Annotated in this window: 26 protein-coding genes and 2 other annotated features (1 of these 28 running past the window's edge); of the genes, 1 reads left to right on the forward strand and 25 read right to left on the reverse strand. The window is 48.6% G+C overall.

The genetic code is table 11. The annotated features are described in order from the left end of the window. Window positions 1–6: 6 nt before the first annotated feature. The 6 genes from obgE to ODZ53_RS15315 all read right to left on the reverse strand — a co-directional run bounded on the left by obgE (window position 7) and on the right by ODZ53_RS15315 (window position 4,589). Window positions 7–1,284 carry a GTPase ObgE gene (gene obgE / locus ODZ53_RS15290; protein ID WP_012685566.1) on the reverse strand — a complete coding sequence of 426 codons (1,278 nt, stop codon included), beginning with the start codon at window positions 1,282–1,284 and terminating at the stop codon, window positions 7–9. 13 nt (window positions 1,285–1,297) lie between these two features. Further along, entirely contained in the window at window positions 1,298–1,918 is a 621-nt protein-coding gene (locus ODZ53_RS15295) for a Spo0B C-terminal domain-containing protein (RefSeq protein WP_234127594.1), read from the reverse strand. A gap of 72 nt (window positions 1,919–1,990) precedes the next feature. Next, window positions 1,991–2,284: a 50S ribosomal protein L27 gene (gene rpmA, locus ODZ53_RS15300; RefSeq protein WP_005832382.1), complete on the reverse strand. Its 294-nt coding sequence runs from the start codon at window positions 2,282–2,284 to the stop codon at window positions 1,991–1,993. 7 nt (window positions 2,285–2,291) lie between these two features. After that, window positions 2,292–2,642: a ribosomal-processing cysteine protease Prp gene (locus ODZ53_RS15305; protein WP_087349655.1), complete on the reverse strand. Its 351-nt coding sequence runs from the start codon at window positions 2,640–2,642 to the stop codon at window positions 2,292–2,294. A 13-nt stretch (window positions 2,643–2,655) separates the two neighbouring features. Next, window positions 2,656–2,967 (reverse strand): 50S ribosomal protein L21, encoded by a 312-nt coding sequence (gene rplU, locus ODZ53_RS15310; protein WP_007728661.1) that lies wholly within the window; start codon window positions 2,965–2,967, stop codon window positions 2,656–2,658. Window positions 2,968–2,977: 10 nt separating this feature from the next. Further along, window positions 2,978–3,056, reverse strand: a sequence feature (ribosomal protein L21 leader region). Window positions 3,057–3,113: 57 nt separating this feature from the next. Continuing rightward, a complete protein-coding gene (locus tag ODZ53_RS15315) occupies window positions 3,114–4,589 on the reverse strand; it encodes an Rne/Rng family ribonuclease (RefSeq protein ID WP_372678070.1) in 1,476 nt (491 codons plus the stop codon). Window positions 4,590–4,696: 107 nt separating this feature from the next. On the opposite strand from ODZ53_RS15315, the gene aac(6')-35 reads away from it, so the two are divergent. After that, window positions 4,697–5,236, forward strand: coding sequence for an aminoglycoside 6'-N-acetyltransferase AAC(6')-35 (gene aac(6')-35, locus ODZ53_RS15320; protein ID WP_372678072.1), 540 nt, complete (start codon window positions 4,697–4,699; stop codon window positions 5,234–5,236). 10 nt (window positions 5,237–5,246) lie between these two features. Here aac(6')-35 and ODZ53_RS15325 read toward each other — a convergent pair whose 3' ends face one another. From ODZ53_RS15325 to ODZ53_RS15415, 19 genes are all read right to left on the reverse strand, one after another. Next, window positions 5,247–6,083, reverse strand: coding sequence for a M50 family metallopeptidase (locus ODZ53_RS15325; RefSeq protein WP_372678074.1), 837 nt, complete (start codon window positions 6,081–6,083; stop codon window positions 5,247–5,249). After that, window positions 6,076–6,861, reverse strand: coding sequence for a M23 family metallopeptidase (locus ODZ53_RS15330; RefSeq protein WP_064200758.1), 786 nt, complete (start codon window positions 6,859–6,861; stop codon window positions 6,076–6,078). Before ODZ53_RS15330 ends, ODZ53_RS15325 begins: the two co-directional genes overlap by 8 nt. 156 nt (window positions 6,862–7,017) lie before the next feature. Beyond that, window positions 7,018–7,218 (reverse strand): cold-shock protein, encoded by a 201-nt coding sequence (locus ODZ53_RS15335; protein ID WP_005832370.1) that lies wholly within the window; start codon window positions 7,216–7,218, stop codon window positions 7,018–7,020. A gap of 309 nt (window positions 7,219–7,527) precedes the next feature. Next, the gene (locus ODZ53_RS15340; protein ID WP_372678077.1) at window positions 7,528–8,658 is read right to left on the reverse strand and encodes an FtsW/RodA/SpoVE family cell cycle protein; all 1,131 of its coding nucleotides are present in this window, start codon (window positions 8,656–8,658) and stop codon (window positions 7,528–7,530) included. Between the two features lie 58 nt (window positions 8,659–8,716). Further along, window positions 8,717–9,511, reverse strand: coding sequence for a septum site-determining protein MinD (gene minD / locus ODZ53_RS15345; RefSeq protein ID WP_012685557.1), 795 nt, complete (start codon window positions 9,509–9,511; stop codon window positions 8,717–8,719). Between the two features lie 20 nt (window positions 9,512–9,531). Further along, window positions 9,532–10,209, reverse strand: coding sequence for a septum site-determining protein MinC (minC, locus tag ODZ53_RS15350; protein WP_026133905.1), 678 nt, complete (start codon window positions 10,207–10,209; stop codon window positions 9,532–9,534). A 150-nt stretch (window positions 10,210–10,359) separates the two neighbouring features. Further along, window positions 10,360–12,792, reverse strand: coding sequence for a peptidoglycan D,D-transpeptidase FtsI family protein (locus ODZ53_RS15355; protein WP_372678080.1), 2,433 nt, complete (start codon window positions 12,790–12,792; stop codon window positions 10,360–10,362). A gap of 19 nt (window positions 12,793–12,811) precedes the next feature. Next, the gene (mreD, locus tag ODZ53_RS15360; protein ID WP_012685554.1) at window positions 12,812–13,336 is read right to left on the reverse strand and encodes a rod shape-determining protein MreD; all 525 of its coding nucleotides are present in this window, start codon (window positions 13,334–13,336) and stop codon (window positions 12,812–12,814) included. Continuing rightward, window positions 13,336–14,289 carry a rod shape-determining protein MreC gene (gene mreC / locus ODZ53_RS15365; RefSeq protein WP_372678082.1) on the reverse strand — a complete coding sequence of 318 codons (954 nt, stop codon included), beginning with the start codon at window positions 14,287–14,289 and terminating at the stop codon, window positions 13,336–13,338. The genes mreD and mreC overlap by 1 nt, the downstream gene beginning before the upstream one ends. A gap of 14 nt (window positions 14,290–14,303) precedes the next feature. Beyond that, entirely contained in the window at window positions 14,304–15,347 is a 1,044-nt protein-coding gene (locus ODZ53_RS15370) for a rod shape-determining protein (protein WP_012685552.1), read from the reverse strand. Between the two features lie 108 nt (window positions 15,348–15,455). Next, the gene (gene radC / locus ODZ53_RS15375; protein WP_012685551.1) at window positions 15,456–16,154 is read right to left on the reverse strand and encodes a RadC family protein; all 699 of its coding nucleotides are present in this window, start codon (window positions 16,152–16,154) and stop codon (window positions 15,456–15,458) included. Window positions 16,155–16,255: 101 nt separating this feature from the next. Continuing rightward, window positions 16,256–16,843 (reverse strand): Maf family protein, encoded by a 588-nt coding sequence (locus ODZ53_RS15380; protein ID WP_372678085.1) that lies wholly within the window; start codon window positions 16,841–16,843, stop codon window positions 16,256–16,258. 8 nt (window positions 16,844–16,851) lie between these two features. Further along, window positions 16,852–17,166, reverse strand: coding sequence for a DUF4321 domain-containing protein (locus ODZ53_RS15385; RefSeq protein WP_012685549.1), 315 nt, complete (start codon window positions 17,164–17,166; stop codon window positions 16,852–16,854). 84 nt (window positions 17,167–17,250) lie between these two features. Continuing rightward, window positions 17,251–18,543, reverse strand: coding sequence for a hypothetical protein (locus ODZ53_RS15390; protein ID WP_372678087.1), 1,293 nt, complete (start codon window positions 18,541–18,543; stop codon window positions 17,251–17,253). A gap of 117 nt (window positions 18,544–18,660) precedes the next feature. After that, the gene (locus ODZ53_RS15395; RefSeq protein ID WP_372678089.1) at window positions 18,661–19,095 is read right to left on the reverse strand and encodes a prepilin peptidase; all 435 of its coding nucleotides are present in this window, start codon (window positions 19,093–19,095) and stop codon (window positions 18,661–18,663) included. 114 nt (window positions 19,096–19,209) lie between these two features. Then, the gene (locus ODZ53_RS15400; RefSeq protein WP_372678091.1) at window positions 19,210–20,205 is read right to left on the reverse strand and encodes a ketoacyl-ACP synthase III; all 996 of its coding nucleotides are present in this window, start codon (window positions 20,203–20,205) and stop codon (window positions 19,210–19,212) included. 428 nt (window positions 20,206–20,633) lie between these two features. Further along, window positions 20,634–22,016 (reverse strand): UDP-N-acetylmuramate--L-alanine ligase, encoded by a 1,383-nt coding sequence (murC, locus tag ODZ53_RS15405; RefSeq protein WP_372678093.1) that lies wholly within the window; start codon window positions 22,014–22,016, stop codon window positions 20,634–20,636. 1 nt (window position 22,017) lies between these two features. After that, window positions 22,018–23,391, reverse strand: coding sequence for a bifunctional folylpolyglutamate synthase/dihydrofolate synthase (locus tag ODZ53_RS15410; protein WP_289677160.1), 1,374 nt, complete (start codon window positions 23,389–23,391; stop codon window positions 22,018–22,020). 43 nt (window positions 23,392–23,434) lie between these two features. Then, window positions 23,435–26,107, reverse strand: a complete 2,673-nt coding sequence (locus ODZ53_RS15415) for a valine--tRNA ligase (RefSeq protein WP_012685543.1) — start codon at window positions 26,105–26,107, stop codon at window positions 23,435–23,437. A gap of 57 nt (window positions 26,108–26,164) precedes the next feature. After that, window positions 26,165–26,322 (reverse strand) — a binding site (T-box leader) (it continues 84 nt past the right edge of the window).

The following is a 26,322-nucleotide window of genomic DNA, read 5'->3' on the forward strand; positions in this document are numbered from 1 at the left end:
TTTTTGTCACTCCACAAAGTCAAACTCTAATTTGCCGATCCGAACGGTATCCCCGTCTTTTGCTCCCAGCTTGCGCAGAGCATCATCTACACCCATGCTGCGCATTTGTCTCGCAAAACGCTGGGCTGCATCATAGCTGTTCAGATTCGTCATGCGTACGAGCTTCTCGATCTTCTCACCGCTGACGACAAATACTTCGTTATCACGCGTAATCTCGAATGCGTCTGGTTCTTTTTCTGCTCGGAACACTACGCGCTCTTCCACTTCCGCAACTTCTTCGACAGCAGGCTTGTCCGGAATCGTCGCCAAGGTATCCCCGATCGCATACATCAATTCTTGTACGCCTTTACTGGTTGCAGCGGAGATCTCGTACACCTTGACATCTGGAGCCTTTTCCTTAAAAATACGCAGGTTTTCCTCTGCTTCTGGCAGTTCCATTTTGTTCGCGACTACAATTTGCGGACGATCTTCGAGCTTCAGGTTATACAGCGTCAGCTCTCGGTTGATCTGCAAATAGTCCTCGTATGGGTCGCGTCCATCTACTGCTGCCATGTCAATCACATGGACGATCAAGCGTGTACGCTCTACGTGACGCAGGAATTGGTGACCAAGACCCACACCTTCATGCGCGCCTTCAATCAATCCTGGCAAGTCAGCCATTACAAAGCTCCGCTCCCCCAAGTCCACAACACCCAGATTCGGTGTCAGCGTCGTAAAGTGGTACGCAGCAATTTTTGGCTTCGCCGCTGTTACACTGGACAGCAACGTGGATTTCCCTACACTCGGATAACCAACCAAGCCCACATCTGCAATCAGCTTGAGCTCCATGACAATATAACGCTCTTGACCTGGCTCTCCGTTCTCCGAGATGTGTGGGGCTGGATTCGAAGAGTTGGCAAAACGATTATTGCCTCGTCCACCACGTCCGCCTTTTGCGATCACAGCACGTTGACCTTGCTCCACAAGATCGGCAATCACTTCTTTGGTATCATCATCAATGACAGTTGTTCCCGGTGGCACGCGCACGACCATGTCTTCCGCGCCTGCTCCGTGCTGAGATTTGTTGCGGCCATGCTCTCCGCGTGGTGCTTTGAAATGTCGTTGATAACGGAAATCTACAAGTGTACGCAGACCTTCATCCACGACAAATACGACATCTCCACCTTGACCGCCATCTCCACCCGCTGGACCACCCAGCGGTACGTACTTCTCCCGGCGAAAGGAGACGGCTCCGTTACCACCGTCCCCGCCTTTTACATATACTTTTACCTGATCGACAAACATGGTGTCACCTCTTTCATTCCGCGAATGGAACCACCAATTTCAGGACCCATTCCTCTTCCGTATGTATCCACTCGGTGACTTCCACCGTACTCTGTTCGCTTTTACGTATCAGCTTTTCCAATTCTTCCATTCCGGATGCACGAAGTACACCGGCCAGGTCAAAACGAAAATGAACGCCACACTCATCCATCTGCAAGCTTACTTGCATGCTGGCCGCTTCGTACCCGCTCTGGTCTACATGATCGTTCACTGTGCATAATATCTCTGACACCAACTGAAACAAGTCTTGCTCGTTCAAGACTACTCGCGTGAGATCCACATGATTGCACACGTCTACTTCTAAAAGCAATTCATTGTTCAGTGCGTTAAATGTCAAGAAGAAGACGGACAACAAGGAGCTATTCAATCGGGCAACCATCGATTCCTGCATTGCCATCTGTGCAATGCGCTTCAAATGGGCCTCTCCTTGTTCAGTACGGTTCAAATGCAAATAGCCGAGCAGAACCTGAACATGGTTCAACCAGTCATGCCGCTGCCTGTTCAGAACGGTCAGCAGTTGGTCTGTCTGATGCGTAAACAGCCTCCGCTCGTCCCCCATCACATTCACCCAAGTCGATAAGAATATCTTTCCCATCTATTGTACCACAAAAAAGAGCGGGACAAAAAGAAAACCCAGCTATATCGCTGGGTTTTTCTTAATAAATATTTACGCTTCGGAAGCAACTGGTTCGATCACAACTTGTTTGCGATCACGGCCCAGACGCTTGAAACGAACAACACCATCTGCAGTTGCAAACAGAGTGTCGTCTCCGCCTTTCATTACGTTCGCACCTGGGTAGATCTTAGTTCCGCGTTGACGAACGAGAATGTTACCAGCAGTAACGAATTGCCCGTCGCCACGTTTCACGCCCAGACGTTTGGAAATGGAATCGCGACCGTTCTTTGTGGAACCTACCCCTTTTTTCGATGCGAAAAACTGAAGGTCCAAGTTAAACAGCATGTTCATATCAGACACCTCCCTGCCATTTACGATCATTTACTTTTACGTATTTACCGTAATTCGCCTCAACTGACAAAAGAGCAATGACCATACTCTCTGCCAAAAGCTGTTGTTTCTCGCGTACAGTCTCATCATCCGAAGAAGAAAGACTCCACTTCAAGAACCCACCGCCTTCTTGTGCGACAGCGACATCAGGAGTGATGCCGGTCAAAGGTTGGATGGCGTTTAATATACCAAAGCTGATGCCTGATACAGCAGAACAAACGATGTCTGCCCCATAGGCACCCGCATTGGCATGTCCGGAAATACTAATTTCATGGATACCGTGCTGCGCACGGCTCACGATCACTTCAATCATAACAAGTCACCAATTAAGCGTTGATCTTTTCGATCACAACTTTAGTGAATGGTTGACGGTGACCTTGTTTGCGACGGTAGTTTTTCTTGGCTTTGTATTTGTACACGATAATTTTTTTCGCTTTACCGTGTTTTTCTACTTTACCAGTTACCGTAACACCAGCTACTGTAGGAGCTCCTGCAGTAACTTTGCCGTCTTTGCTTACGAGAAGAACCTTGTCAAAAGTAACTACTTCACCTTCAACGTCAGCCAATTTCTCGATGAAGAGAACTGCTCCCTCTTCAACTTTGTATTGCTTTCCACCGGTTTCGATAATTGCGTACACTGTGTGCACCTCCTATACTCAGACTCGCCTTTACAGGTGCGTCGACGAGCGACGGCTTATGTACCTGATTCGTGCGGTTACAGTATGCACGAGGCATATCTGCATGACAACCATTAGGTTATCATAGCTACAATAGCCCAGTCAAGTTATTTCGAGTGTAAACGCTCCGCCTCTGCCCGATTTCCGACGTATCCAATTCGAAACTCGTCTGGGCTCATAGAAGGAACAAGCCGCTTATAGACTTGGACAGGCCATGTAACTGCTTCTGCTTTTTCCCACGCCTCTATCATGTCCAACAATCGTGGCGGCATGTCTACGAGAGCAGCCTCCGCATCTTGGCTCTTTGCCAATGCAGTAACTTCGATGTACAAGCGCCGTAACAGCTCGTCTACTCGCCAAACTCTACCTCGACCCGCGCATGCCTCACATGGCTCCGTCAACCGCTCCATCAGGCTCGCACGAACTCTTTTTCGCGTCATCTCGACTAATCCGAGCGAAGTCATCCCAAGAACAGTCGAAGGCACAGGATCCTTTGCCAGCTCTTGTTTCAATCGCGAGATCACTCGCTCCTTATTGCCCTGCTCTTTCATGTCAATGAAATCAATGATCACGATGCCACCGATGTCCCGCAAGCGAAGCTGCCGGGCAATTTCAACTACTGCCTCCAGATTGGTCGCGGTTACTGCCTGCTCCCGCTGTTGCCCTCCCGCACCAGTGAATGAACCGGTATTTACATCGATGACTGTCATCGCTTCGGTCCTGTCAATGACCAAGGACCCTCCACTCTTAAGCGGCACCTGTCGATCACGAGCACGAATCAACTCCGCCTCGACACCCAAGAAGTCAAAGAGCGGCTGTTTCCCCTGATACCAGCGAAGCTTCTCTTGTACTTCCGGAGCAAAAGCTGCCAACGCCGCTTTTACCTGCTGATGAGTCGCCGCACCTTCTACCAACAACTCATCCATTCCGTTCGCCAAGCCATCTCGTAGGGCCACCTCGATCAACTCGGCATCCTGAAAAATCCGCCCGGTTGAGCGCAGTCCTTCCGCTGTTCGCCGCAAGTCCTGCCAACGATTGCGCAAATAGGTAAGTTCACGAATGAGTGTCTGCTCCTCTGCTTCCGCTGCTTCTGTGCGCAAAATACAGCCTTCCCCTTGCTCTACTGTCGAAGAGATCACCTGTTGCAGTCGTTTTCGTTTGGTATCATCAGATATTTTACGCGAAAGTGAAATGCTCTCTTCAGTCGGAAGGTACACCAGGTAACGCCCCTGCAAGCTGATCCGCATTGTGATTTTGGGCGCCTTCATTTCCATCGCCTCTTTACTCACTTGAACCAATACCTTTTGCCCAACGTGAACACGTTCTGCAATATTGGGTTTCGCTGTTCCACCCGACTCCACACCGACCGTGTCATCTACATACAAATAAGCATTTTGACCTGTACCAATATCAACAAAAGCGGATTGGATACCAGGCTTCACATCTGCGATCCGTCCTTGATAAATGTCACCCACGCTTGCGTGTGACCTCACATCCTGTGTACGCCATTCCTGCAATTTCCCGTTTTCCATAAATGCGATGCGGATGCTGCCACCTTGTGTACTGATCGCTACTTGCTTCACTGCCTTCACTCCTTATTCCCCGTACAAACATTGCCCCAAAGAAGGATAACCGGGCTCCTAGGAAGTAATCTAACATAGCTACCAAGTCAAGGTAAAGGAGATAAACCATGATTCATGCTGGTGATCTTACCATTAGAGCATTAACCCCCAATGATACCACTCACTTAGTCAAATGGCTTTCTGACGAACGCGTTTTGGCCTACTATGAAGGTCGCGATCGGCCACATGACGAGTCCCTCGTGCAGCAAAGCTTTTTTCCGGAAGATGACGGTGAAACCCGCTGCCTGATCTTGCATGCGGACAAACCTATTGGCTATGCGCAATTTTATCCGCTCGATGCCCCGGAAAAACAACGGTATGGGTATGTAAAGGACGATGTTGTCTACGGCATGGACCAGTTCATCGGAGAGCCTGCTTATTGGAATCGCGGTATTGGCACTCAGCTCGTTACAGCCATCCTCCACTACCTTCAAACGGAAAGACGAGCACAAAAAGTAGCGATTGACCCGCAAGCCTGGAATGAACGAGCCCTCCGTTGCTACGAAAAATGTGGCTTTCGAAAAGTAAAAGAGCTTCCCCTGCACGAATGGCACGAAGGAAGCATGCGTGATTGCTGGCTGATGGAATGGATTGCTCCTGCTGATTAAGGTCTACAGACTAAAGGAGCTTGCCCACTGCGGCATCGTGCTTTTGTTCAAACAAAAGGGCATACAAAAGCTGCTCCTCAGCCAAGAGACCCGTACCTTGGACGTAGAAAAGATGGGAGCATCCCCGTCGCAGCTTGTGCGAGACAGCTAGTACCGTTTCCTCGGGATGCACCCGTATCGCTTGAACGGCAGCTCCGTCTAGCTGCCGGTCGTATTTTTCGACCAGGAAGCGAAAAAATTGATAAGGAAATCGCAAAAATGCCTGGATGTTCAACGTCAGTAAATAAATTCCGATCACTGCTAAGTTGTACTTCAACTCCAAGCTGGACATCCCCACCATGATCCCCGCAAACAGCGTACTCCCGGTCATCGATATCATCGTCGCTTGTCTATATGACATAAACCAGCATAGAACCGCCAACAAGATTCTCCCGCCATCCAATGGCCAGATTGGCAACAGGTTAAACAGCCCAATCGTCAAATTGCTTACCAAGAAAAAGCGGGCCCACTCTTCCGTCCATATCCCCATAAACCAAAACAAGTAGGAGGCAGCCATCATCACCATATTTAAGAAGGGCCCTGCCAGTGCCACTACAATCTCATCCAATGGGTCCGTAGCGTATGAGTCTTCCATCGTCGCTACTCCACCAAAAGGCAGAAGCTGCACTTCTTTTACGGTCCATCCGAGCTCACGCGCCATCGCTACATGCCCCAATTCATGGATCAGCACGATGACAAACAAGGTAATGACCTCCAAAAAATGGCCTGTCACCACGGACAAGCCAATCACCACCCAAAATAGCAGGTGAATGCGAAACCGAATGTCGAGCCAGCCTCCCCTATTCAAATGGAATCACTTCCAAGGGATTGACAAATTGCTCATTCACTTTCGCCCCTAGATACAGTTGACGTGATGTCTGATCCATTACCCGAGCGGTTCCGATGACCTTACCAGGTGCAAGGACCTCGTCCTTCGTCACCCCTATACTATCGAGATTGCCCAGCCATATCTCCCGCCCTTTTGTTAGGCGAACAATCACTGTCGTCCCATAATCAGGCTTTTCACCGACAAAAGCAACCCAGCCAGCTTCTCCGATCGTGATTTGATCGTTCATTCCCGTATGCAGGATCACATTTGCGCTCTCTGGATCATAGGATTTAACGATTTCCCAGCTACTTGGGAGCTTCCACACAGCCGCTACACCCTTTGTTGTGCTCGTAGCTGGCACAGCAGGGGGATTGGTAGGCATCGAAGGAAGCATCGTCGGAATCGGTCCAAATCTCGCTTCATACCAGTCCGCTACCCCCGAAAAATTAAAGTCCCGTGTCATGACTTCCCTCGCGGAGCTTTTCCAAGAGGCAGGGATCAGCGTTGTTTGAAACAATACATAAGCGGCACCAATCAATAAGACAGATGCTAAAATTTGCACGCCCCACTTTTCATGAGACGGTGGCTGGTCCATCATATCGTTCTCGGGCGGCGAGTAACTGAATGGGTTTGGCGTTTCTTCGATCGGATCTTTCCAATCATCGACGTAGGGAGTATAGCCGTCTCGTGACTGTGTTCGAATTCGTTCCAAACGCTCCCTCCGTCTTTCTTTTACGCGATCTACTCTTTCAAACATGTCCATCCCTCCGCAGGCCAAGCCTTTAGTATCATCCTATGACTTGTCTACCTGCTTTATGACGACCGTCGCCCCTCTCCAACTCCCCAGCTTATCGGGGAAACATGCAAAAAAGACAGTCTCCCCATAGAGAGACTGCCTTTGAATCTGTCAATTTTACAGTTTAGTTACGCTAGCAGCTTGTGGTCCACGGCTACCTTGAACGATTTCGAACTCAACCTTTTGACCTTCGTCAAGAGATTTGAAACCTTCTGACTGGATTGCGCTGTAGTGTACGAATACGTCGTCGCCACCCTCAACTTGGATGAAACCGTATCCTTTTTCTGCGTTAAACCATTTTACGATACCTTGTTGCATGAAACAAAACCTCCCTGAACATTACGCCCCACGAGGCGAAAGAGTGTAGCGTTAACCTCTTTTTTACAGATAAGCCTTTTGCGTCAAGGAAAAAAAGTCATACGAATCGCGATTGACAATTGGTGACGTCACTCACAATACGTACGACTCCATACCAATCAATCAAACACTATAACTTGTAAAAATGGTTAACTTAGGATGATTTTAGCATAAGTATTTGCATTTGTCACGCATTTCATGAGTATCCAAAAAGTCTTCAATTCCGCACCGAGAAAGCGGGCGAACCTGAAGACTTTTTTGAACAACTATTTAATCAAAACGCAACTTGTCCTTACGCATCCCAATGTTGAGCACCACACCAATAATCAGGAAGTTGGTTATGAGTGAGCTCCCTCCGTAGCTAATAAACGGAAGCGGAATACCCGTAATCGGCATCAACTGAATCGTCATACCGATGTTCTCAAAGATCTGGAAAGTAAGCATCCCTACGACACCCGCAACAACGTAGGAGCCGAACGGATCTTTTGCCTCCATCGCGATGCGGATCATTCGGTAAATCAAGACGAAAAACAAAATCATCAGCAAGCCCGCTCCGACAAAGCCCAGCTTTTCTGCAATGACGGTAAAGATAAAATCACTTTCTCCTACCGGCACCCATCCAAAGCTCGCTTGTGTCGGCGTATCAAGCCCTTTTCCAAACAGTTGCCCTGAGCCGATAGCAATCAATGCTTGCTTGAGCTGGAACCCTCGTCCCATCGGTTCAAGATCCGGGTTCATCCAAAAGACGATCCGATCCCATTGATACGGCTTGATAATCTTGAAAAAGATATCCTGCTTGTATTGATACAACAGTGTCATAGCGGCAAAAAAACTGCCGACCAGTCCACCCATATACAATACATGCTTCATCCGTATACCACCAACGATTAGCATAGTGGCAAGCATACCCGTATAGACCATTGCGGTACCCAAATCGGGCTGAACCAAAATCAAAAGCAATGGTACGCCAACCAAGGCCATTACCGGAATCAGTTTGTAAAAGTAGTAAAAGCGGTCCGGATTGTTTGCCCTCTTGGACAAGAAGCGGGCCACTGTTATGATCGTGAACAGCTTCATCGGTTCAGAAGGCTGAAACAAGATAATACCAAGGTTATACCAGCTCGTCGTATTGTTAATGGGCTTCGTTTGAAATACCCCGATCAAAAGAATCAGACCGAGTGCATATAAGACATAAGCCATGTTGTGGAATAGGCGATAGTCAAATAGTAATGTCACACCCAGCACAATAAAGCCAATGACATACCAAAGGACCTGCTGATGCGCCTTATCTACACCTGCCGCAGAACCGGAAATCCCCAGATAACTGAATATACCTAGGCCTGCCAAAATCAAAATGATGGTCCAGTCAATTGTTTTTAAATGACGTTTTTCCAGGTCCATCCGTTTCCTCCTAGAAAACGTGACTCCCCTCTATAGAAAGAAGGGAGCCAAGTATTACCTATTTTAATCCAAAGAATTTACGCATTTTGTGGAACACGCCCGCTTTTTCTTCCAATGGTTGCAATGGAACAGCTTCACCCAAAAGGCGTCGGGCTACGTTCCGATAGGCGATGGAACCACGCGATTCATGGTTCATCACAGCAGGCTCACCTTGGTTCGCGGATTTAATGATATGATCATCATCCGGCACTACGCCAATTAAGTCAATGGCTAACAAATCCAAAATGTCTTCTACATCCAGCATGTCGCCATTTTTCACCATATGGGAGCGAACACGGTTGATCACCAGCTTCGGCATTCCGATTTTTTCTCGCTCTAATAGGCCAATAATCCTATCAGCATCACGCACAGCGGCTTTTTCAGGTGTAGTCACGACGATTGCTTGATCAGCCCCTGCCACCGCATTGCGGAAGCCTTGCTCAATACCCGCAGGGCAATCGATGATGACATAATCATATTCACGCTTCAGTTGCGTAATGATTTCTTCCATCTGCTCGGGAGTTACTGCGGATTTGTCCTTGGTCTGAGCAGCCGGGAGCAATGCCAGATTTTCAAACCGCTTGTCTTTGATCAGAGCTTGTGGCAGTCGGCATGCGCCTTCGGCAACGTCTACCAGATCATAAATAATTCGGTTCTCAAGTCCCATGACTACATCCAGATTGCGCAAGCCAATATCGGTATCTACCATGCACACTTTTTGTCCCAACAATGCGAGCGCCGTTCCCAAATTGGCGGAAGTGGTCGTCTTACCCACGCCGCCTTTACCGGAAGTTATGACAATTCCTATCCCCACGTCCGTTCCTCCTCTTTCCCTCAACCCTCACGCTTTTTCTCACCCAATTCAGGGCGGATTCGCGACAAGTAGTTCATTTTCGCTACCAGCATGATCTCATTTTCCAGATAGGCGAATTCTGTGCCTCCAGAATTATTCGTCCATTCCTCACCCGGCTTGCTAATCACTTCTGCAATCCGCAACTGGGTAGGACTCATGACTGCAGCCGCAATAATTACCTGTGAGTCACCGGAAATACCTGCGTGCGCGTACCCTCTGAGATGCCCTAGCACGTAAATGCTTCCTGTACTGCGAACCGTCCCCCCGGGATTGACATCTCCCAATAAGAGCAAATCACCGTCAAACTCCAGAACTTGCCCAGAGCGTACCGTATTTACCTGTATGGAAAAATGGGTTTTCAGGCGTTCAGCCATCGCTTCTTCCCTCGTGATCAAATCAGATTCGATTGTATGGATCACCAGGTTGCCCTTAGTTCGAATAATTTGAGTCAACTGCTCTTGTTGCTCTGGTGAGCAGTATCGTTTTCCCAATTTTATAGATACCCGAATGAGTGGCCCCGACAAAATCTGTTGGTGGCTATGCTCTATTTTTTCACGCATATCGGCCAGCAGTTCGTCGAAGGAACAGGTATCATCCATAAAGAAGACGAGACCCTCTTTAGTCCCTTTGATCGTGACCTTGCTTTTCACAGTCGTCACCGGTTTCACCTCGACCGATACCATTCGCCATGCAGAAAGATTTTTCCTGCTCTGCGTAAAAAAATTGCCGAAACAGGTCAGATAGTGGCGTTTTACAAGAGCTTGACTCAATTATTCTCTTGGGCTTCATTGCCCTGGACAACCTTCTGGTTACTTCGAGGACGTTGGATTCGGCTTCGGAACCCCACCTGTAAGGACACCTGGATTCAGTTCATTGTAAGCTTCGAGCAATCGACGCGAGATTGGACCAGTAGCATCAGAACTGGATGTACCATCTCTCAAACTGTTCGGCGCAACGACGACGAAAACCAGTTGAGGATTTTCATAAGGCGCAAAGCCGACAACCAGTGCGTTTTCCGCTGGCTGCGACGTTTGTGCCGTACCAGACTTGGCTGCAACCGTGAATGGCAACCCCTTAAAGCGTTGAACAGTACCACCTGGTTGAGTAACCAGCCGCATCCCTTCTCTTACCACCTGTATATACTTCGGATCGATATCAACCCGGTTGAGCACTTCAGGTTCAATAACGGAGAGCGTTTGACCTGGTTTCTTCGGATCGGTGGTTCCTTTGCGAATTTCTTTTACAAGATGGGGGCGTATTCGATATCCTCCATTGGCAATGGTCGAAACGTATTGACCCAACTGCATCGGCGTGAACAGATCATATTGACCAATCATCACGTCCGCCAAGTTCCCGAAGTACATGTTCTGGTTTTCCCAACCAGTATGTTCATTCGGCAGATCCACACCTGTTTTCACACCAAGACCAAACTGGGCATTGTAGTAATCATAGACAGAGAACTGCTTCTCCCAGCCATCTTTTCCTTTTCTTGCTAAGCGAAGCGCCATTTCGTACATATACGTATTGTTCGACACCTGCAAGGCACGACGAGCGTTAACAGCTCCATGACCACCCGCCTTCCAGTTGCGTTTATACGTGTTTCCGACATACAATCCGCCTCGGTCATAGATGACTTCGTTCGGTGTAGTCAGCCCCTCCTGAAGCGCAATCATGACAGACAGTGGCTTGTAGGTAGAAGCAGGTGGATACGGCGTATAGATGAATCTGTTTGATTCGTTCGGCAAAATAAGCGAGGCGTAATTCTCGTTGAATTTCTTACGGTCGTAATACAGATTCAAATTGTAATCTGGATAACTCGCCATCGCCAATATTTCGCCCGTATTCGGATTCATCACCAATACGTGTGCGTCTTTAAATGCTTTTGGTGTAGACGGGCGCTTCTTGAATGCTTCAACCTCTTCTTTCAAGATGGCCTCTACCTTGCTTTGATAACGCCAGTCCAAAGCCAAAACAAGATCGTTTCCTGGTTCAGGGGCTTGGCGCATCTGCTTCTCTACCGTCTCCGAATTTTTGTTCACGTGCACTTCCATAATCCCGTTTTTGCCACGCAAATAACGTTCATAGGAGCTCTCCAGCCCGGTTACACCAACACGGTCGATAGCATTGTAGCCTTGTGCCTGATATTCTTTCAAGCTCTCAGGACGAATCGCATTGATGTACCCGAGAAAGTGAGTACCAAATGCCGAACCATCCGGATCTTCGAAAATTTGGCGCACTGGCTCCAGCTCCACACTAATTCCCGGCAGCTCGGTGCGTCGTTCTTCGATTTGGAACATTTCCTGGTCTGTGATGTTGACCTTGACACGTCTTGGAATGTAGCTGGCCATCTGCGGTGAACGCATTTCCTGCAGCAAAGAGAGCTTGTGCCACTGAAATTGGCGTTGCTGCTCTGTCAACGGCAGTTTGACATCCATGTCGAACAACGAGGCATAGCGCAGCAAATCCATGTCAGACTTATCTGCTAAGCCTTCCGGGGTTGGCAAAGCTGAAATCTGTTCCTTCACTTTTTTGGCGAGGTCATTGCGATCTTCCTTGTCGAATTTCAGAGCGAGGGTCATATTGGCGTTTATCGCCATTTTTAACAGCTCAAAGTCCGTGGTGTTCGCTTCCGTAATAGCGGGTGTACCTGGTTTGGCAGCATTCAGTTTCTTAATAAGATCTGCTCTCTCCTTGTCATCAAAAGGAGAACGAACGCGCATTCCCAGATATACAGCGGTTTTTACCAACTGGAAGTCAGACATCTGATCAACGGTCTCGACTTTCGGAACGGCTTTTAACTTCGTCGCGACCTTTGCCTTGAGATCGTTCGTTTCTTGCCCATTGAAAGCAACAGGCAAGGTTGATCTCAATTCAATCGTCTTCTTTAACAATTCCTTATCCGTACCAATTTTGCCGCCATCGGGGATGAGGATTTTTGCCAGACGATCCGCGACTTTCTCTTCATCAATGTCCTGTCCTTGTTCTTCAACGTATTGCACAGTGTACACAGGCTTATTCGAAACGAGTACCTCGCCATTTTTATCCAAGATACGGCCACGAGGAGCGGAAATCGGCAGTTCCCGAATACTGAACTTTTCCAATTCATGCTTGTACTGTTCGCCTTCCACCAGCTGCACGATGGATAGCCGCAAAATAATGGCGGCGAAGAACAAAAATACAATCACAAACAATATATTGAGCCGAATAGGTATGTCTGATTTCGGTTCTTTGACTTCTTCCACGAACTCCTCTCCTTTGTCCTTACTGCATGTGCATTTCCTTTTTCGCCAGAATCTTGTTGCATACATTCTTGATCGGAAAGTATACCAGTAAGCCAAAAGCGAGATTAAACAGCACACTAGGCAAAATTTGATGCGTCAAAATCCATCGAACATCGAAGGGGGCGGCGGAAAACAAGCGGAACAACGAATACAAAAGCCACTCATGTCCGAACAAAATCAGGAAGCTAGTAATGAAAACCATCCCGAATCCTCTCTGGAACAAAAGAACGATCATCCCTGCAAAGTAGCTGGCCACCATCATGGACATGGTATAGATTCCAATTAGTTGCCCAAATAGGACATCTTGTAAAAAACCGAAGGCGATCCCGTAATACAAACCTTCGCGCCTGCCGAGATACATCGAAATAAAGATGCAGCAGACAAGCGCAAACCGGGGTACCGTCAACCAAGACAGACCCCATGCATCAGGTGAAAATACTTGCATCACAGTTCCTTCCAAAACAAACACAACCACGACGCCCAACGTCAATAAAAACCGAGCCATTACTGACCACCCCCGCTAGCAGGTGGAGCCGGAGGCACAGTTTTTTGTGTCTGACCAGCTGGCTGTTGCGGGATCAATTCACCATTGGGGCCAATTGTGAAGTCTCGTTCCACAACCATGACTTCATTCAATTGTGAAAAATCAGCGCTTGGCTGGATGTAGGCGGTTTGAGTCAAGCCATAATCATCTGGCTCTACGCGAACAATATAGCCGACCGGCAAATTGCGAGGGACAACTCCTCCCAAGCCGGATGAAATAACTTGCTGATCTTTTTTAATTGCCTGTCCCCAAGGGATTTTGCGCATGACGAGCAATCTCTTTTGCGCGTCGTACTCTTCAATGACACCACTAACCTGACGGTACACAGGCTTGCCGTCAACGATCTGCTCCGTCAAAATATCCGCTGAGATATGGTCACGTCGCTCGTAGCTCGTCAACAATTCAACCGTAGCTGAAAAGTTGGCAACACTTTGTATGCGCCCGACCATTCCTTTGGCTGTAATGACAGCCATATCCTTTTTAATGCCACTTTTTAATCCTTGATCGATGGTAACGACGTTGTTCCATGTATCAGGGTTTCTCGCCACGACTTCCGCAAAGTGAAGGTTGTAAGATTTAAGTGAATCTTTTGCCCCCACCATTTCTCGAAGGCGATCATTATCTGCCTTGAGTGTGTGCAATTCGGCACTTAGACGTGCGTATTGATCCAAGCTTGCCTTAAGTGCCTTGTTTTCTTCATACACGCCGTACGCTTCTTCTATTTCCTGAAAAAAGCCAGAAACAGCCTGGGCAGGACGATAGAAAAAGCCCTGCACCACGCTGAAGGTATCTTTGAAGAACATTTCTGGCCAGGTCAGGCTAACCCGTTCACGAGAAGTGAAGCCCACGACGGAGATAAGCAGGACCAAGCCTACAAGTACAATGATAAGCCGCTTATTCCCGAAAAACGACATGCCCTACCCTCCGTTTATTTACCCCGTTTTAGTCGGGAAGAGGTGATGCCTTGCTTGGATTTGAACAGGTGAATGTTCTCCAATGCACGACCTGTTCCAATCGCTACGCAATCCAGTGCGTTTTCCGCGACATGCACGGGCATACCCGTTTCCTTACTTAACAGGCGATCCATGTTGCGCAAGAGCGCACCGCCGCCTGTGAGTACAATTCCACGATCCATGATGTCCGCCGCGAGCTCAGGCGGGCTTTTTTCGAGTGTTACCTTCACCGATTCCACGATAGCAGAAATGGTTTCCGCCAATGCTTCCGCAATCTCTGTGCTGCTTACCGAGAGCGTTTTTGGCAATCCGGTTACAAGGTCACGACCGCGAATGTCAACGTTTTCGACCTCATCAGGAGCAATCGCAGAGCCGATCTCCAACTTGAGTGTTTCTGAAGTCCGTTCCCCGATCATCAAGTTGTAACGGCGCTTGATGTACTGAATGATCGCCTCGTCCATCTCATCCCCGGCCACACGAATAGAGCGGGATGTCACAATCCCACCGAGTGAGATGATTGCAACTTCTGTCGTACCGCCGCCAATGTCAACGACCATACTACCAGTCGGCTCCCACACCGGCAGGTCTGCACCGATCGCTGCTGCAAACGGCTCTTCAATCGTATATGCTTCCTTCGCCCCAGCCTGCTTCGTAGCATCTTCGACCGCGCGCTTTTCCACCGCAGTAATTCCCGAAGGTACACAGACCATTACGTTTGGACGACGTGTAAACAGCCCTTGATTTTTTTGTGCTTGATTGATGAAATAGCGCATCATTGTCGCAGTTGTATCAAAGTCAGCGATAACCCCGTCTTTCATTGGGCGAACCGCTACGATATTACCTGGCGTACGACCGATCATACTTTTCGCTGCATTCCCTACTGCTTCAATGGAATTGTTATTCGTGCGGATCGCTACAACAGAAGGCTCACGCACCACAATTCCTTTCCCCTTCACAAAAACAAGTGTATTGGCAGTGCCGAGGTCAATCCCCAAGTCACGTGTAAATCCACCAAACATAAAAAAACTCCTTCCAAATATTAATCCAAATGACAAGCATAAGAGAACCTCTTTCGAGGCCTCTTCAAGGTAGAGCGACCGCGTTTTTGGGGAAGGTTTTCAAACATGCTACAAGTACCCTTGCTCTTTGAGACTAACGTACTTGCCTTCCCCGATAATAACATGATCCAACAATGAAATCCCCACCAGTTCACCAGCGTCACGCAGTGTATGCGTAATCGCAATGTCTTCCCTGCTAGGTGTCGGATCACCGCTCGGATGGTTATGTAGGCATATCACCGATGCGCTGCTACGACGGATCGCTTCTTTAAAGACTTCTCTCGGGTGTACGATGGAAGCGTCCAGACTGCCTACGAAAATCGTCTGCTTGCCAATCACATGGTTCTTGGTATTCAGAAAGAGACAGACAAAATGTTCCTGTGTCAAATGAGCAAGCTCTGGCGACATCAAATCAGCTACGTCCCGTGGTAAACGGATAGAAGCCCTATACTCTCGAGGCACTCCCATCAATCTACGCCCAAGCTCAAACGCAGCATGCAATTCAATCGCTTTGACTGGACCAATTCCTTTTAGCTCTGTTAACTCAGCATGAGAGGCTTGGGCTAAACCACGCAGGTCTCCAAACCTGGCTAACAAGCGCTGAGCCAGCTGATGAGCCGTCTCTTGTTCCCTGCCTGTCCGCAGTAAAATGGCAAGAAGTTCAGTATCAGACAGATGGACCGCTCCTTCGCGAAGCAGTCGTTCACGTGGACGGTCATAGTAAGGGACGTTTTTCAACAGCATTTTGTTACAGGTATTTGTTGCCATTTTATATCCGCCTCCAGCCATATTCACATTATCGAAAACGGCTGACATGGAGATGTTCATGAGGCGTATGGCCGTCGCCGCTTGCTTCAAGCATGACAACTTTACAAAATTGGCATCCCAAAACGTGTCAAAAGAGTAGACGTCAGGCCTAACGGAAGACCAACAACAGTGAAGTAGTCTCCGTGTATTCCTTCCACGATCGTGGCTCCAATACCCTGAATGGCGTAAGAGCCCGCTTTATCCATCGGCTCACCTGTCGCGATGTACGACTTGATTTCTTGCTCTGTTAAAGCTCGAATTCTTACGTGCGTTAGACTATGTGAGACTTCAGTACGACCTGTCTCCACATCTATCAAGGCGACTCCACTATAAACGGTGTGCTCTTGCCCCTGGAGCATGGACAACATACGATATGCGTCCATTTCATCAACAGGCTTGCCCAGTATTTGGTCATCAAGAACGACTACCGTATCAGATCCTAAAACGACGCCTTCCGTCAAGCGAGAAGCCACTTCCTTGGCCTTGCGCAAAGACAATTCTTCTACTACTTCGCTCGCAGATAAATGCTCTGCGGTCGTCTCATCTACATCACTGGTGATGACGGTAAATGATAAGCCTAAAGTTTGCAGAAGCTCCCTTCGACGCGGCGAAGATGAAGCCAGAATGAGAGGAACATTTTTTTTCGTCATTTTTCAACCTACTTTATTCGTCGATGTATCCAAAACGCGAGGGCTAAGCCTCCGATACTGGCTAGATTTAGTTTTACCTGAAAGTTCAGTTCGTACTTCAAAATTTCTAAATCTGCCGCAGGCGACCAAGTAATCTCTTTACTCTTGGCCAAAAAAGGTAGCCAAGGACTTAAAATCTCCCCGATAATGCTACCAAACAAAAGTCCACTCACCAACAGAAACACGAGAGTAAGCGTTTCTTTCCCCATTTTCCCAACTCCCTTTTTATAAGGGATTCTCTTTTTGCCAAACATAAGTTTAGCAAATGGGGAGAAGCGAAACAATCCCTGATTGCTCCTGGTAATTACTGTATAGAAAGAAAAGGCCTCCTGCAAGAAAACCTTGCGGAAGACCATATAAACTTGTATTTATGTGGACGAACGTGCCTTTTGAATCCAACTCGCGTAGCTCTCGAAAAAAGCAAGGACACCTGCCTGTACTTGCCACGCATAGGATTCCGCGCTTTCCACCTTTTTGCCAGCGCTTGCTTCCGCCATTTTGTCCCTGGCTGCCAGCGCTTGATTCACCCCATTTACCATCCCATCAAGCAATGGCTTCCAGGCATCCTTGGCTTCCATTTTACGGCTTTCCTCCAGAAATTGGCGGTGAATTTCCTTTATTTCTGCCGTTTCTTTTGCGGTTGGCGAAAGTTGACCCGTCGTAATAATCAGCCCCGATTGTGCAGAAAGTGTTTGGACGAGTTTGACTCCGTGGGTGAAAAAGGCATTCACGTTAGGGTCACCAGTTGCGTTAGCGGCTTTTCCGACAGGGACAGACCCTTCAAATGCGGGAAAGGAGAATTCTTTGACGTATATATCCATGCCTTTGTTTTTCAAGCTGGCGGCAAAGCCTAGCACAGCATCTCTTGTGGGAGCAGCGGCTGCGAACATGTACTGCTTGCTTGCGTCTTTATAAAGCAGATGAGGAATACCCGCCTTCTCCAGTGGTTCTACTGCTGTTTGCGGCGATGCATCCGGCTGGAATACTCCCGCCTGTGCAACGTACATGTTTACGGCTGGCAGTTGTAGAGCTACCGCTGTTTGACCCACTGCGTTACCATTCGTCGCCTTACCCTGCGCTTGCTGACTTTCATCTGGTAAAACGGGGCCTGCCACGCCATTTTTCCCAGCCGTTTGTTCAGTGCCTGCACCCGGCGCGGTCAGTGTCTGAACCGTTTCACTCAGAACATTTCCGTACGACTCGGAAAACTCCTTTTGGGAAAAGACCGTCAATACAAGAAATCCGAATAAGAGGCCAATGGCTACAGCCCCACCTGTTGTTAAAGTCGTGCGCCAAAAGGGCCCCTCTGGCCATAACGATGCGAGCCGACTCATCGGACGACTCCTGTATCCCTTTTCTTCGGTATCCTCGAAGGAAAAATCGGATTCGCTGGAGTCGTTTGGCGTCTGATCGAGTTCAATACTCGGCTTCGTTTCTTTCGCGGCAGCTCCTCGTAGCTGCATCATCCGTTCCCATGCTTCGTTGCCCTTCTCCTTAAACGGGTCAGTAAACGGTAAGGGGGGAGCTTGAAAACGAACGCGTGGCGTATCGTCCTTTGGCGTGCGCTTTCTACTTGCTTCATTTGTGCTGTCCTCCCGCTTTTCATCCCAGAACCTTCCGTTCATTTTGACCGTCACACGATTCTTATTTTGTCCGCTCATACGCTTGCCCTCCTAGTCACAGGCTCTTTGTACTAGCATACGTTTTGCTCGGACGGGTTATGACTTCTATCTAGCGATTCTATCGAATTTGTTTCTACTACGATTCCACAAGCCATTTCAAGACGCTTCACTCATAAATAAAAGGACTGCTAACCCCATCGTGACAAAAGGCGCAAACGGCACTTCGTATTTTATACTTACTTTTCGTATCAGCAACAAAACGAGAGAGACGAGCAATGCAGCCAAGCTCGCAACCGTAAGAACGACTACAAAATCGCGAATCCCGAGTCCATAGCAGACTAGAGCGAATAGCTTCACATCCCCCATCCCAAGCGCAAGAGGCTTGTAATAGCTAATCCATCCAAACACCAGTAAACAGAGAATCGCAAAGAGTCCAGCCATCAGCCATTCCATTGGCGAAGAGAGAGCGAGCTCGAGAAAAGAAATTAGTACAAACCCTGCAACTAATGCGCGATTGGGTATTCGTCTATGATGAAAATCAACCCACGAAAGGTAAAGACAGAGTACGAATAATATCATAGCGTTCGCCATTTTTTGTTCCCCCAGTCGAAACCTGTCCTCCTTAAAGGATATCTACCATTCCTGGGACAAAAAAACTGCCCAGAACAATTCTGGACAGCCTCTCCATTTTCGATATAGCCACTTTTACGGATTCCAAGTGAACAAAAGACCACCGTGGACGAGACCACCGCCAAACCCATACACCAGGATGGTATCCCCTGCCTTTACTTTGCCTTCCTTGATCCCCAAGGCGAGCGACATTGGGATGGTAGCCGCTGATGTGTTCCCGTAATGGGTCAGACTGTACAATGTCTTATCGAGAGGGAACTGACTCTTCTCACAAATGGATTCGATCATGCGCAAATTGGCACTGTGCGGGATAAACCAGTCCACATCTTCGAGCGTTTTACCCGCCCGGTTCACCACCTCTAGCATCCCCTTTGGAACAGTTGTTACTGCCCACTTGTACACTTCTCTCCCGTTTTGGACCATGCATCCATTCCCGCTCAATTCTCGTCCGTCCATACGCGTGGACAAGCCCGATCGATATACATGAATCCCTCCGTCTCCCTTTGAGCCTAAATAAGCGGACAAAAAACCAGGAGCTGTAGAATCCTGCTCAACCAGCACCACTCCCGCTCCGTCCCCGAACAGGATGCACGTTGTACGATCTGTATAGTCGGTTACTTTTGTTAGCGTTTCTGCACCTACCACCAACACTTTGCGATGCAAACCAGAGCTGATGAGCGCATTTGCTGTATGGAGCGCATACGTAAATCCTGCACAGGTAGCAGAGAGGTCCATGGCTCCCGCCTGCTCGACTTGAAAATGCGCTTGGATTTGACTCGCGACGCTTGGAAATGGATAGTCTGGGGTACTAGTTGCGACCAAAATCATATCGACATCGCGGACATCCTTCCCATAATTTGCAATCATATCGTGGATAGCAGCGATGGCCAGATCACTGGTAAATTCATCTTCCCTTGCCATACGGCGCTCATGAATACCCGTTCGTTGCAAAATCCATTCATTCGATGTATCTACTAGCTTTTCCATATCTGTATTGGTAAGAACGCGACTCGGCACATACGTACCGATGGCGGTAATTCGCGACTTGAAGGGGCTTGTATTTGTCATCATCCGATCATCACCTTTCATTTTTTATTATCTGATTATAACACTAGATATTAGTATCTGGTACTAATTTTTAATAAAAATCATTTGAAGGGCATTTTGATTCGAGTCAACATAGTGGTGGAGAAGAAAAAGCACAGTTCTCTTCGACTCTGACACGCCCTCAAGCGGGATTCACTGGACGTCTCCACTTAAAAAAGGGGACCGTCGATCCAAAGCCACCCTACGGGCGGACGTTTCTCAAGGAAGAAGTGTTCGACAAGCGTGGTCTCCTTTTTTAAGTTCCGACTGGGTAGGCGTTGTCAAGGTCTACGAGCCCTGTGCTTTTTCATCTCACTAGCTTTGTTGGTAGCTCGATACTTTTTTAAATATAAATAGATCAAAATAAAAAGACTTGAAACCCATAGGTTCCAAGTCTTCATACAGCTCTATTTTTATTTCTCTAGCTTTTCAGCCAGCCAGTAAGCAGATTTCCAAATGTCTCCTGCACCCATTGTCAACACGAGGTCGCCCTCTTGCAATCCTTTGAAGACATGCTCCTGCATTTGTTCCTTCGTCGGAATGTACTGCGCACGCGGGTGGCTGTTGGTGCGGATTTTTTGAACCAGCACCTCGGAGGTAACTCCTTCGATTTTTTCTTCGCCCGCCGGGGAGTAGATGTCCGTGATGATCACTTCGTCTGCTTCTGCAAAGGCACGACTGAATTCATCCATAAGGAAATACGTGCGTGTGTAGCGTTGTGGCTGAAACACAGCGATTACACGTCTGCCCGATGCCCTTGCCCCGCTAAGTGTCGCGATAATTTCTGTCGGATGATGCGCGTAGTCGTCTACGACCAGGACGCCTCGTGCATCCCCGATGATTTGAAATCTGCGCTTGGCACCGCTAAAGGTAGACAGTGCCTGTGCAATTTTATCAAAGGAAAGGCCAATGTCCAGACATACAATGATCGCAGCTAGTGCATTTGCAATATTATGCTTGCCTGGGACTACGAGACACAATTCACCCAACCGCTCATCCTTGTGATAAATCTGGGACGTGCTGCAACGATCTCCACATTCAATCGAAGTGGCAGAAAACTGTGCTTGTGCTACAAAGTTCGGATCAACTGCATACGTCACGACCGTTTTTTCGACGGACGGCATGACTTCGCGCACATGTGAATCATCGATACACAGGACCGCTTTTCCATCCGGTTTGAGATGGCTCAAGAACTGGACATACGCCTGCTTCAAATTGTTGAAGTCGCCATCGAAATGCTCCAAATGATCTGGTTCGATGCTCGTCACAATTTCATACATCGGCCTGTATTCCAAAAAGGAACCGTCGCTCTCATCTGCTTCGGCAATAACATAATCACTGGTACCTGCCTTTGCGTTGGTACCAGCACTCATCAATTCACCGCCAATGATGAAAGTCGGGTCTACACCGCACTCTTCCAGCACGTGAGAGATCATCGATGTCGTGGTCGTCTTGCCGTGTGCTCCGGCTACTGCTACTCCTGTGCGTTCATTCAATATGCGAGCAAGCATTTGGGAACGGTGCATGACCGGAATTCCTAGTGCTTGGCCTGCGATCACCTCAGGATTGTCTTTAGAAATACTGGTGGAGTATACGATGCTGTCTGCTCCCTCCACGTGGGCAGCATTATGGCCAATATGAATGACCGCCCCTCTTGCTTCCAGCTTTTTCGCCAAATCGTTCATGGCGACATCGGAGCCGGTTACCTTGTATCCAAGGTCGATCAAGACGCGGGCAATGGCACTCATGCCATAACCGCCGATGCCCACAAAGTGGACGTGTTGGGCCTGATCCACCCTATTCACCTGCCTCTTCTACTATAGTGGGAAAGAATGCGCGTACTTGGGCGATGAAGTAGAGCGAACCGCAGACGACCAGCCAGTCATCCGCCTTCGCTAATTGCTTCTCCCGCATCCAAGAAAGGAGAAACGCCCGCCAGTCTGGGACTGCATCGAGAAACTCTTGCTCCCAGCCTCCGGCTAAAAACGACTCTTGTAAGCTATTGGCTTCGGCTGCACGCGGAAAGTCAAAGGTTGTCACATGCAGCTTTTTGATTTTTGACTTAACTGGTGCGAGCGACTCTGCCATTTTGGCGAGCGGCTTATCTGCCAATCCAGAAAAGAGCAAATGCAACTGTACTCCGTCCGGCAACAACCGATCCAGACTGCTTACAAGCGCCTCCATTCCTTCCTGATTGTGTGCCCCATCCAAGATAACCATTGGTCTTGGAGAGATGACTTCTAGACGACCAGGCCAACGCGTTTGTTGCAAACCACGAGATATTTCTTCTTCCTCCAGCAAGAAAGAGAAGTAATTTCGCAGGACATCGATAGTCATTAAAGCAACGGCTGCATTGGTTGTTTGGTGAATGCCATTCATGGTAAGACGGTAGGATGCTTCCGCACGACGGTGAATGCTTTTGTAACGAAACTGTTGATCACCCAGCTGCTCCTCTACCTGCTCTGCCCAGAAATGTTCACCTATATGATATAGCGTACTCTTCATTTGTCTCGCGCGCTCCTCAAAAACCGCGAGAAGTTCCGGCCTAACCTCACCTGTGACTACAGGAACACCCGGCTTGATAATCCCCGCTTTTTCCCGGGCAATATCTTCCAAGCTTTCTCCCAGCACTTGTGTATGGTCCATGCCGATATTCGTGATGACCGAAACAAGCGGAAGGACGACGTTCGTCGAATCCAATCGCCCGCCTAGTCCTGTTTCCCAAACGACTACCGCTGGTCTCGCCACTCTTGAAAAATAAAGAATGGCGATCAGCGTAATCACTTCAAATTCGGTAGGGGAACCATACTCTGTTTCTTGTTCGCATCGTTGCACCCACACCTTGACTTCATTCACCAGCTGCAATAGATCTTCTTCCGCGATCATGCTGCCGTTGTAACGGATGCGTTCACGGAAATCCACCAAATAGGGGGAGGTAAATGTACCTACACTATATCCGGCTTCCATCAGCATTTGCGTCAGGAATGCGCAGGTTGAACCTTTTCCATTGGTGCCAGCCACATGAATAAACGGGATTCTCCGCTCAGGATGTCCTACCTGCTCCAAAACCCACTGCATTCTCTCAAGCCCCGGCCGTTGACCGAACCTGAGCAGTCCATGCAGCCAGTCGAGCGCTTGGGTGTATTCTACAAACCCTTCTTCTGCATGCATACCACAATGCTCCATTCTCAAAAATATGCGATGGTATGGCGGATCATTCGCCCTTCAATTCAGCAAGTCGTGCAATCACCTTATCCCGCTTATCCATGTAGTCTGCCATCTTCGCTTTTTCCTCTTCGACTACTTTTTCAGGTGCCTTGGCCATAAATCCAGCATTGTTAAGCTTTTTCTCAATGCGCTCCACTTCGCCGTTGAGTGTCGCCACTTCTTTTTCCAGGCGCTTCAGCTCTTGCTCGATATCGATCAAGCCCGCCAGTGGAAGGAACAGTTCTGCTCCCGTGATCACGGAAGACATCGCTTTATCAGGCGTAGCCAGATCCAGGCTGATTTCCAGACGCTCAGGGTTGCAGAAACGAGTGAGATACTGCTCACCGCGTGTCAGTCGCTCAGCGGACAGTGCATCGCTTGGCTTGATCAAGAGCTCAATTTTCTTGGACATGGGTACGTTTACTTCAGCGCGGATGTTGCGCACGCTGCGGATGATATCCATCAACTGGTTCATTTCGCTTTCTGCTTCTGCAAACATCCATTGCTCGTTAACGGTTGGCCAAGGTGCTACTGTGATGCTCTCGCCTTGGTGCGGCAATGCCTGCCAAATTTCTTCCGTGATGAACGGCATGAACGGATGCAACAGCTTGAGCGTTTGATCCAGAACCGTTACCAGAACGGATTGGGTGGTTTTCTTCGCCGCTTCATCGGTACCGTACAATGGCAGCTTCGCCATCTCGATATACCAGTCACACAGGTCATCCCAAATGAAGTTGTAAAGCACACGGCCAGATTCACCGAATTCAAATGCATCAGACAGACGGGTTACATCTGCAATTGTTGCTTGTAGGCGGGAGAGAATCCATTTGTCTGGTGTAGACAGCTCACCGCTCAAATCGATTTCCTCGTATTTGAAGTCAGTCAGGTTCATCAAGGCAAAACGGGACGCGTTCCAAATCTTGTTTGCGAAGTTGCGGTTTGCCTCCACCTTTTCCCAATAGAAGCGTTGGTCATTCCCTGGAGAGTTCCCGGTCGCCAGTGTGTATCGTAGCGCGTCCGCTCCGTACTTCTCGATTACTTCCATCGGATCGACACCGTTGCCGAGTGATTTGGACATTTTGCGGCCTTCGGAGTCGCGAATAATGCCATGGATCAAAACGGATTCAAACGGACTTTTCCCGGTAAATTCAAGACCTGAGAACATCATACGAGCTACCCAGAAGAAGATGATATCGTAGCCTGTTACCAGGACATTCGTTGGATAGAAGTACTTCATGTCCTCGGATTCTTCTGGCCAGCCCAGCGTCGAGAACGGCCACAGACCAGAGGAGAACCATGTATCGAGAACGTCGTTGTCCTGCTCCAGCTTGTGGCTGTGGCAGCTTGGGCACTCAGTCACATCCGCGCGAGATACAATCGTTTCGTTACAATCTCCGCAATACCATGCAGGAATTCGGTGACCCCACCAAAGCTGACGGGAGATGCACCAGTCGCGGATGTTTTCAATCCAACGCAGGTAGTTCGTCTTGAAGCGCTCTGGGACAAACTTCACACTCTCTGGGCTATTTGCATTAGCCAGTGCTTCGTCAGCCAATGGCTGCATTTTTACGAACCATTGGGTAGAAAGGTATGGTTCTACGACTGCATCGCTGCGCTCACTATGTCCAACCTGATGAATATGCTCCTCAACCTTGAACATAACGCCTTGCTCCGTCAAGTCTTTGATGATTTGCTTGCGGCATGCAAAGCGATCCAAGCCTTTGTAGATACCGGCCAGCTCGTTCATCGTGCCCGTCTCATCCATGACAACGATTTGTGGCAACTGATGACGAAGACCCAATTCAAAGTCATTCGGATCGTGTGCTGGCGTAATTTTTACAGCGCCAGACCCAAACTCAGGATCAACGTAGTCATCTGCTACGATTGGAATTTCGCGTCCTACGATTGGCAAAATCACGGTTTTGCCGATCATGTCTTTGTAACGCTCATCTTCCGGATGTACCGCTACAGCCGTATCACCTAGCATCGTTTCAGGACGGGTTGTAGCTACTTCGATATAACCGGTGCCATCCGCCAATGGGTAACGCATGTGATGCAGCGCACCTTTTACTTCCTTGTAGATTACTTCAATATCGGACAAAGCCGTGCGAGCAGCAGGGTCCCAGTTAATGATGCGATTGCCGCGATAGATCAAGCCTTTTTCGTACAAGCGAACAAATACTTCGCGTACAGCTTGGGACAAGCCCTCATCCATGGTAAAACGCTCGCGGGAGTAATCCAGAGCAAGACCGAGTTTTTCCCACTGCTCACGAATATGAGAAGCGTAAATGTGCTTCCACTCCCATACCTTTTCCACGAATTTTTCGCGGCCCAGGTCATGACGAGAGATGCCTTCTTCTCGCAAGGTAGCCTCTACCCGCGCTTGGGTTGCGATACCGGCGTGGTCCATACCTGGCAAGAACAAGGCGCTGTAGCCTTGCATACGCTTGGTACGCGTAATGATATCTTGCAAAGTCGTATCCAGTGCGTGGCCCAAATGCAATTTACCAGTAACGTTCGGCGGTGGAATAACAATCGTAAACGGACGTTTATTCGGGTCACGTTCTGCCTTGAAAAATTGTTTTTCGATCCAATACGGATACCATTTGTTCTCTGCTGCTTTTGGATCATAGTTTTTCGGCAGCAATTGGTCGATGTCGGTTGTTGGCTGTGTAGACATGTACGACTCCTCCTATTAGCATGGCTTGCTTTGCAAAAAATAAAAAAACCCTTCATCGCAAAGGACGAAAGGATTATTTTCGCGGTACCACCTTTGTTAACACACGATAAACGTCATGCTTATGGCGTGTTCACTCTGACAAGATAACGGTTGCGAACCGGTCTCGGCTAGGCACATGCTTTCACCGAAAAAACTCCTGGGCGACCTTCAGCCAT

Source organism: Brevibacillus sp. BD137, assembly GCF_041644655.1.
GTDB lineage: Bacteria > Bacillota > Bacilli > Brevibacillales > Brevibacillaceae > Brevibacillus > Brevibacillus brevis_D.

Bases quoted from the DNA above. Each gene is read 5' to 3' on its own strand.
- obgE (WP_012685566.1), bottom strand. From the start codon at position 1,284: ATGTTTGTCGATCAGGTAAAAGTATATGTAAAAGGCGGGGACGGTGGT.
- ODZ53_RS15295 (WP_234127594.1), bottom strand. From the start codon at position 1,918: ATGGGAAAGATATTCTTATCGACTTGGGTGAATGTGATGGGGGACGAG.
- rpmA (WP_005832382.1), bottom strand. From the start codon at position 2,284: ATGCTGTTTAACTTGGACCTTCAGTTTTTCGCATCGAAAAAAGGGGTA.
- ODZ53_RS15305 (WP_087349655.1), bottom strand. From the start codon at position 2,642: ATGATTGAAGTGATCGTGAGCCGTGCGCAGCACGGTATCCATGAAATT.
- ODZ53_RS15330 (WP_064200758.1), bottom strand. From the start codon at position 6,861: ATGTTTGAAAGAGTAGATCGCGTAAAAGAAAGACGGAGGGAGCGTTTG.
- ODZ53_RS15335 (WP_005832370.1), bottom strand. From the start codon at position 7,218: ATGCAACAAGGTATCGTAAAATGGTTTAACGCAGAAAAAGGATACGGT.
- ODZ53_RS15340 (WP_372678077.1), bottom strand. From the start codon at position 8,658: ATGGACCTGGAAAAACGTCATTTAAAAACAATTGACTGGACCATCATT.
- mreD (WP_012685554.1), bottom strand. From the start codon at position 13,336: ATGGCTCGGTTTTTATTGACGTTGGGCGTCGTGGTTGTGTTTGTTTTG.
- mreC (WP_372678082.1), bottom strand. From the start codon at position 14,289: ATGTCGTTTTTCGGGAATAAGCGGCTTATCATTGTACTTGTAGGCTTG.
- ODZ53_RS15370 (WP_012685552.1), bottom strand. From the start codon at position 15,347: ATGTTTGGTGGATTTACACGTGACTTGGGGATTGACCTCGGCACTGCC.
- radC (WP_012685551.1), bottom strand. From the start codon at position 16,154: ATGGCAACAAATACCTGTAACAAAATGCTGTTGAAAAACGTCCCTTAC.
- ODZ53_RS15380 (WP_372678085.1), bottom strand. From the start codon at position 16,843: ATGACGAAAAAAAATGTTCCTCTCATTCTGGCTTCATCTTCGCCGCGT.
- ODZ53_RS15390 (WP_372678087.1), bottom strand. From the start codon at position 18,543: ATGAGCGGACAAAATAAGAATCGTGTGACGGTCAAAATGAACGGAAGG.
- ODZ53_RS15395 (WP_372678089.1), bottom strand. From the start codon at position 19,095: ATGGCGAACGCTATGATATTATTCGTACTCTGTCTTTACCTTTCGTGG.
- ODZ53_RS15400 (WP_372678091.1), bottom strand. From the start codon at position 20,205: ATGATGACAAATACAAGCCCCTTCAAGTCGCGAATTACCGCCATCGGT.
- ODZ53_RS15410 (WP_289677160.1), bottom strand. From the start codon at position 23,391: ATGCATGCAGAAGAAGGGTTTGTAGAATACACCCAAGCGCTCGACTGG.
- ODZ53_RS15415 (WP_012685543.1), bottom strand. From the start codon at position 26,107: ATGTCTACACAGCCAACAACCGACATCGACCAATTGCTGCCGAAAAAC.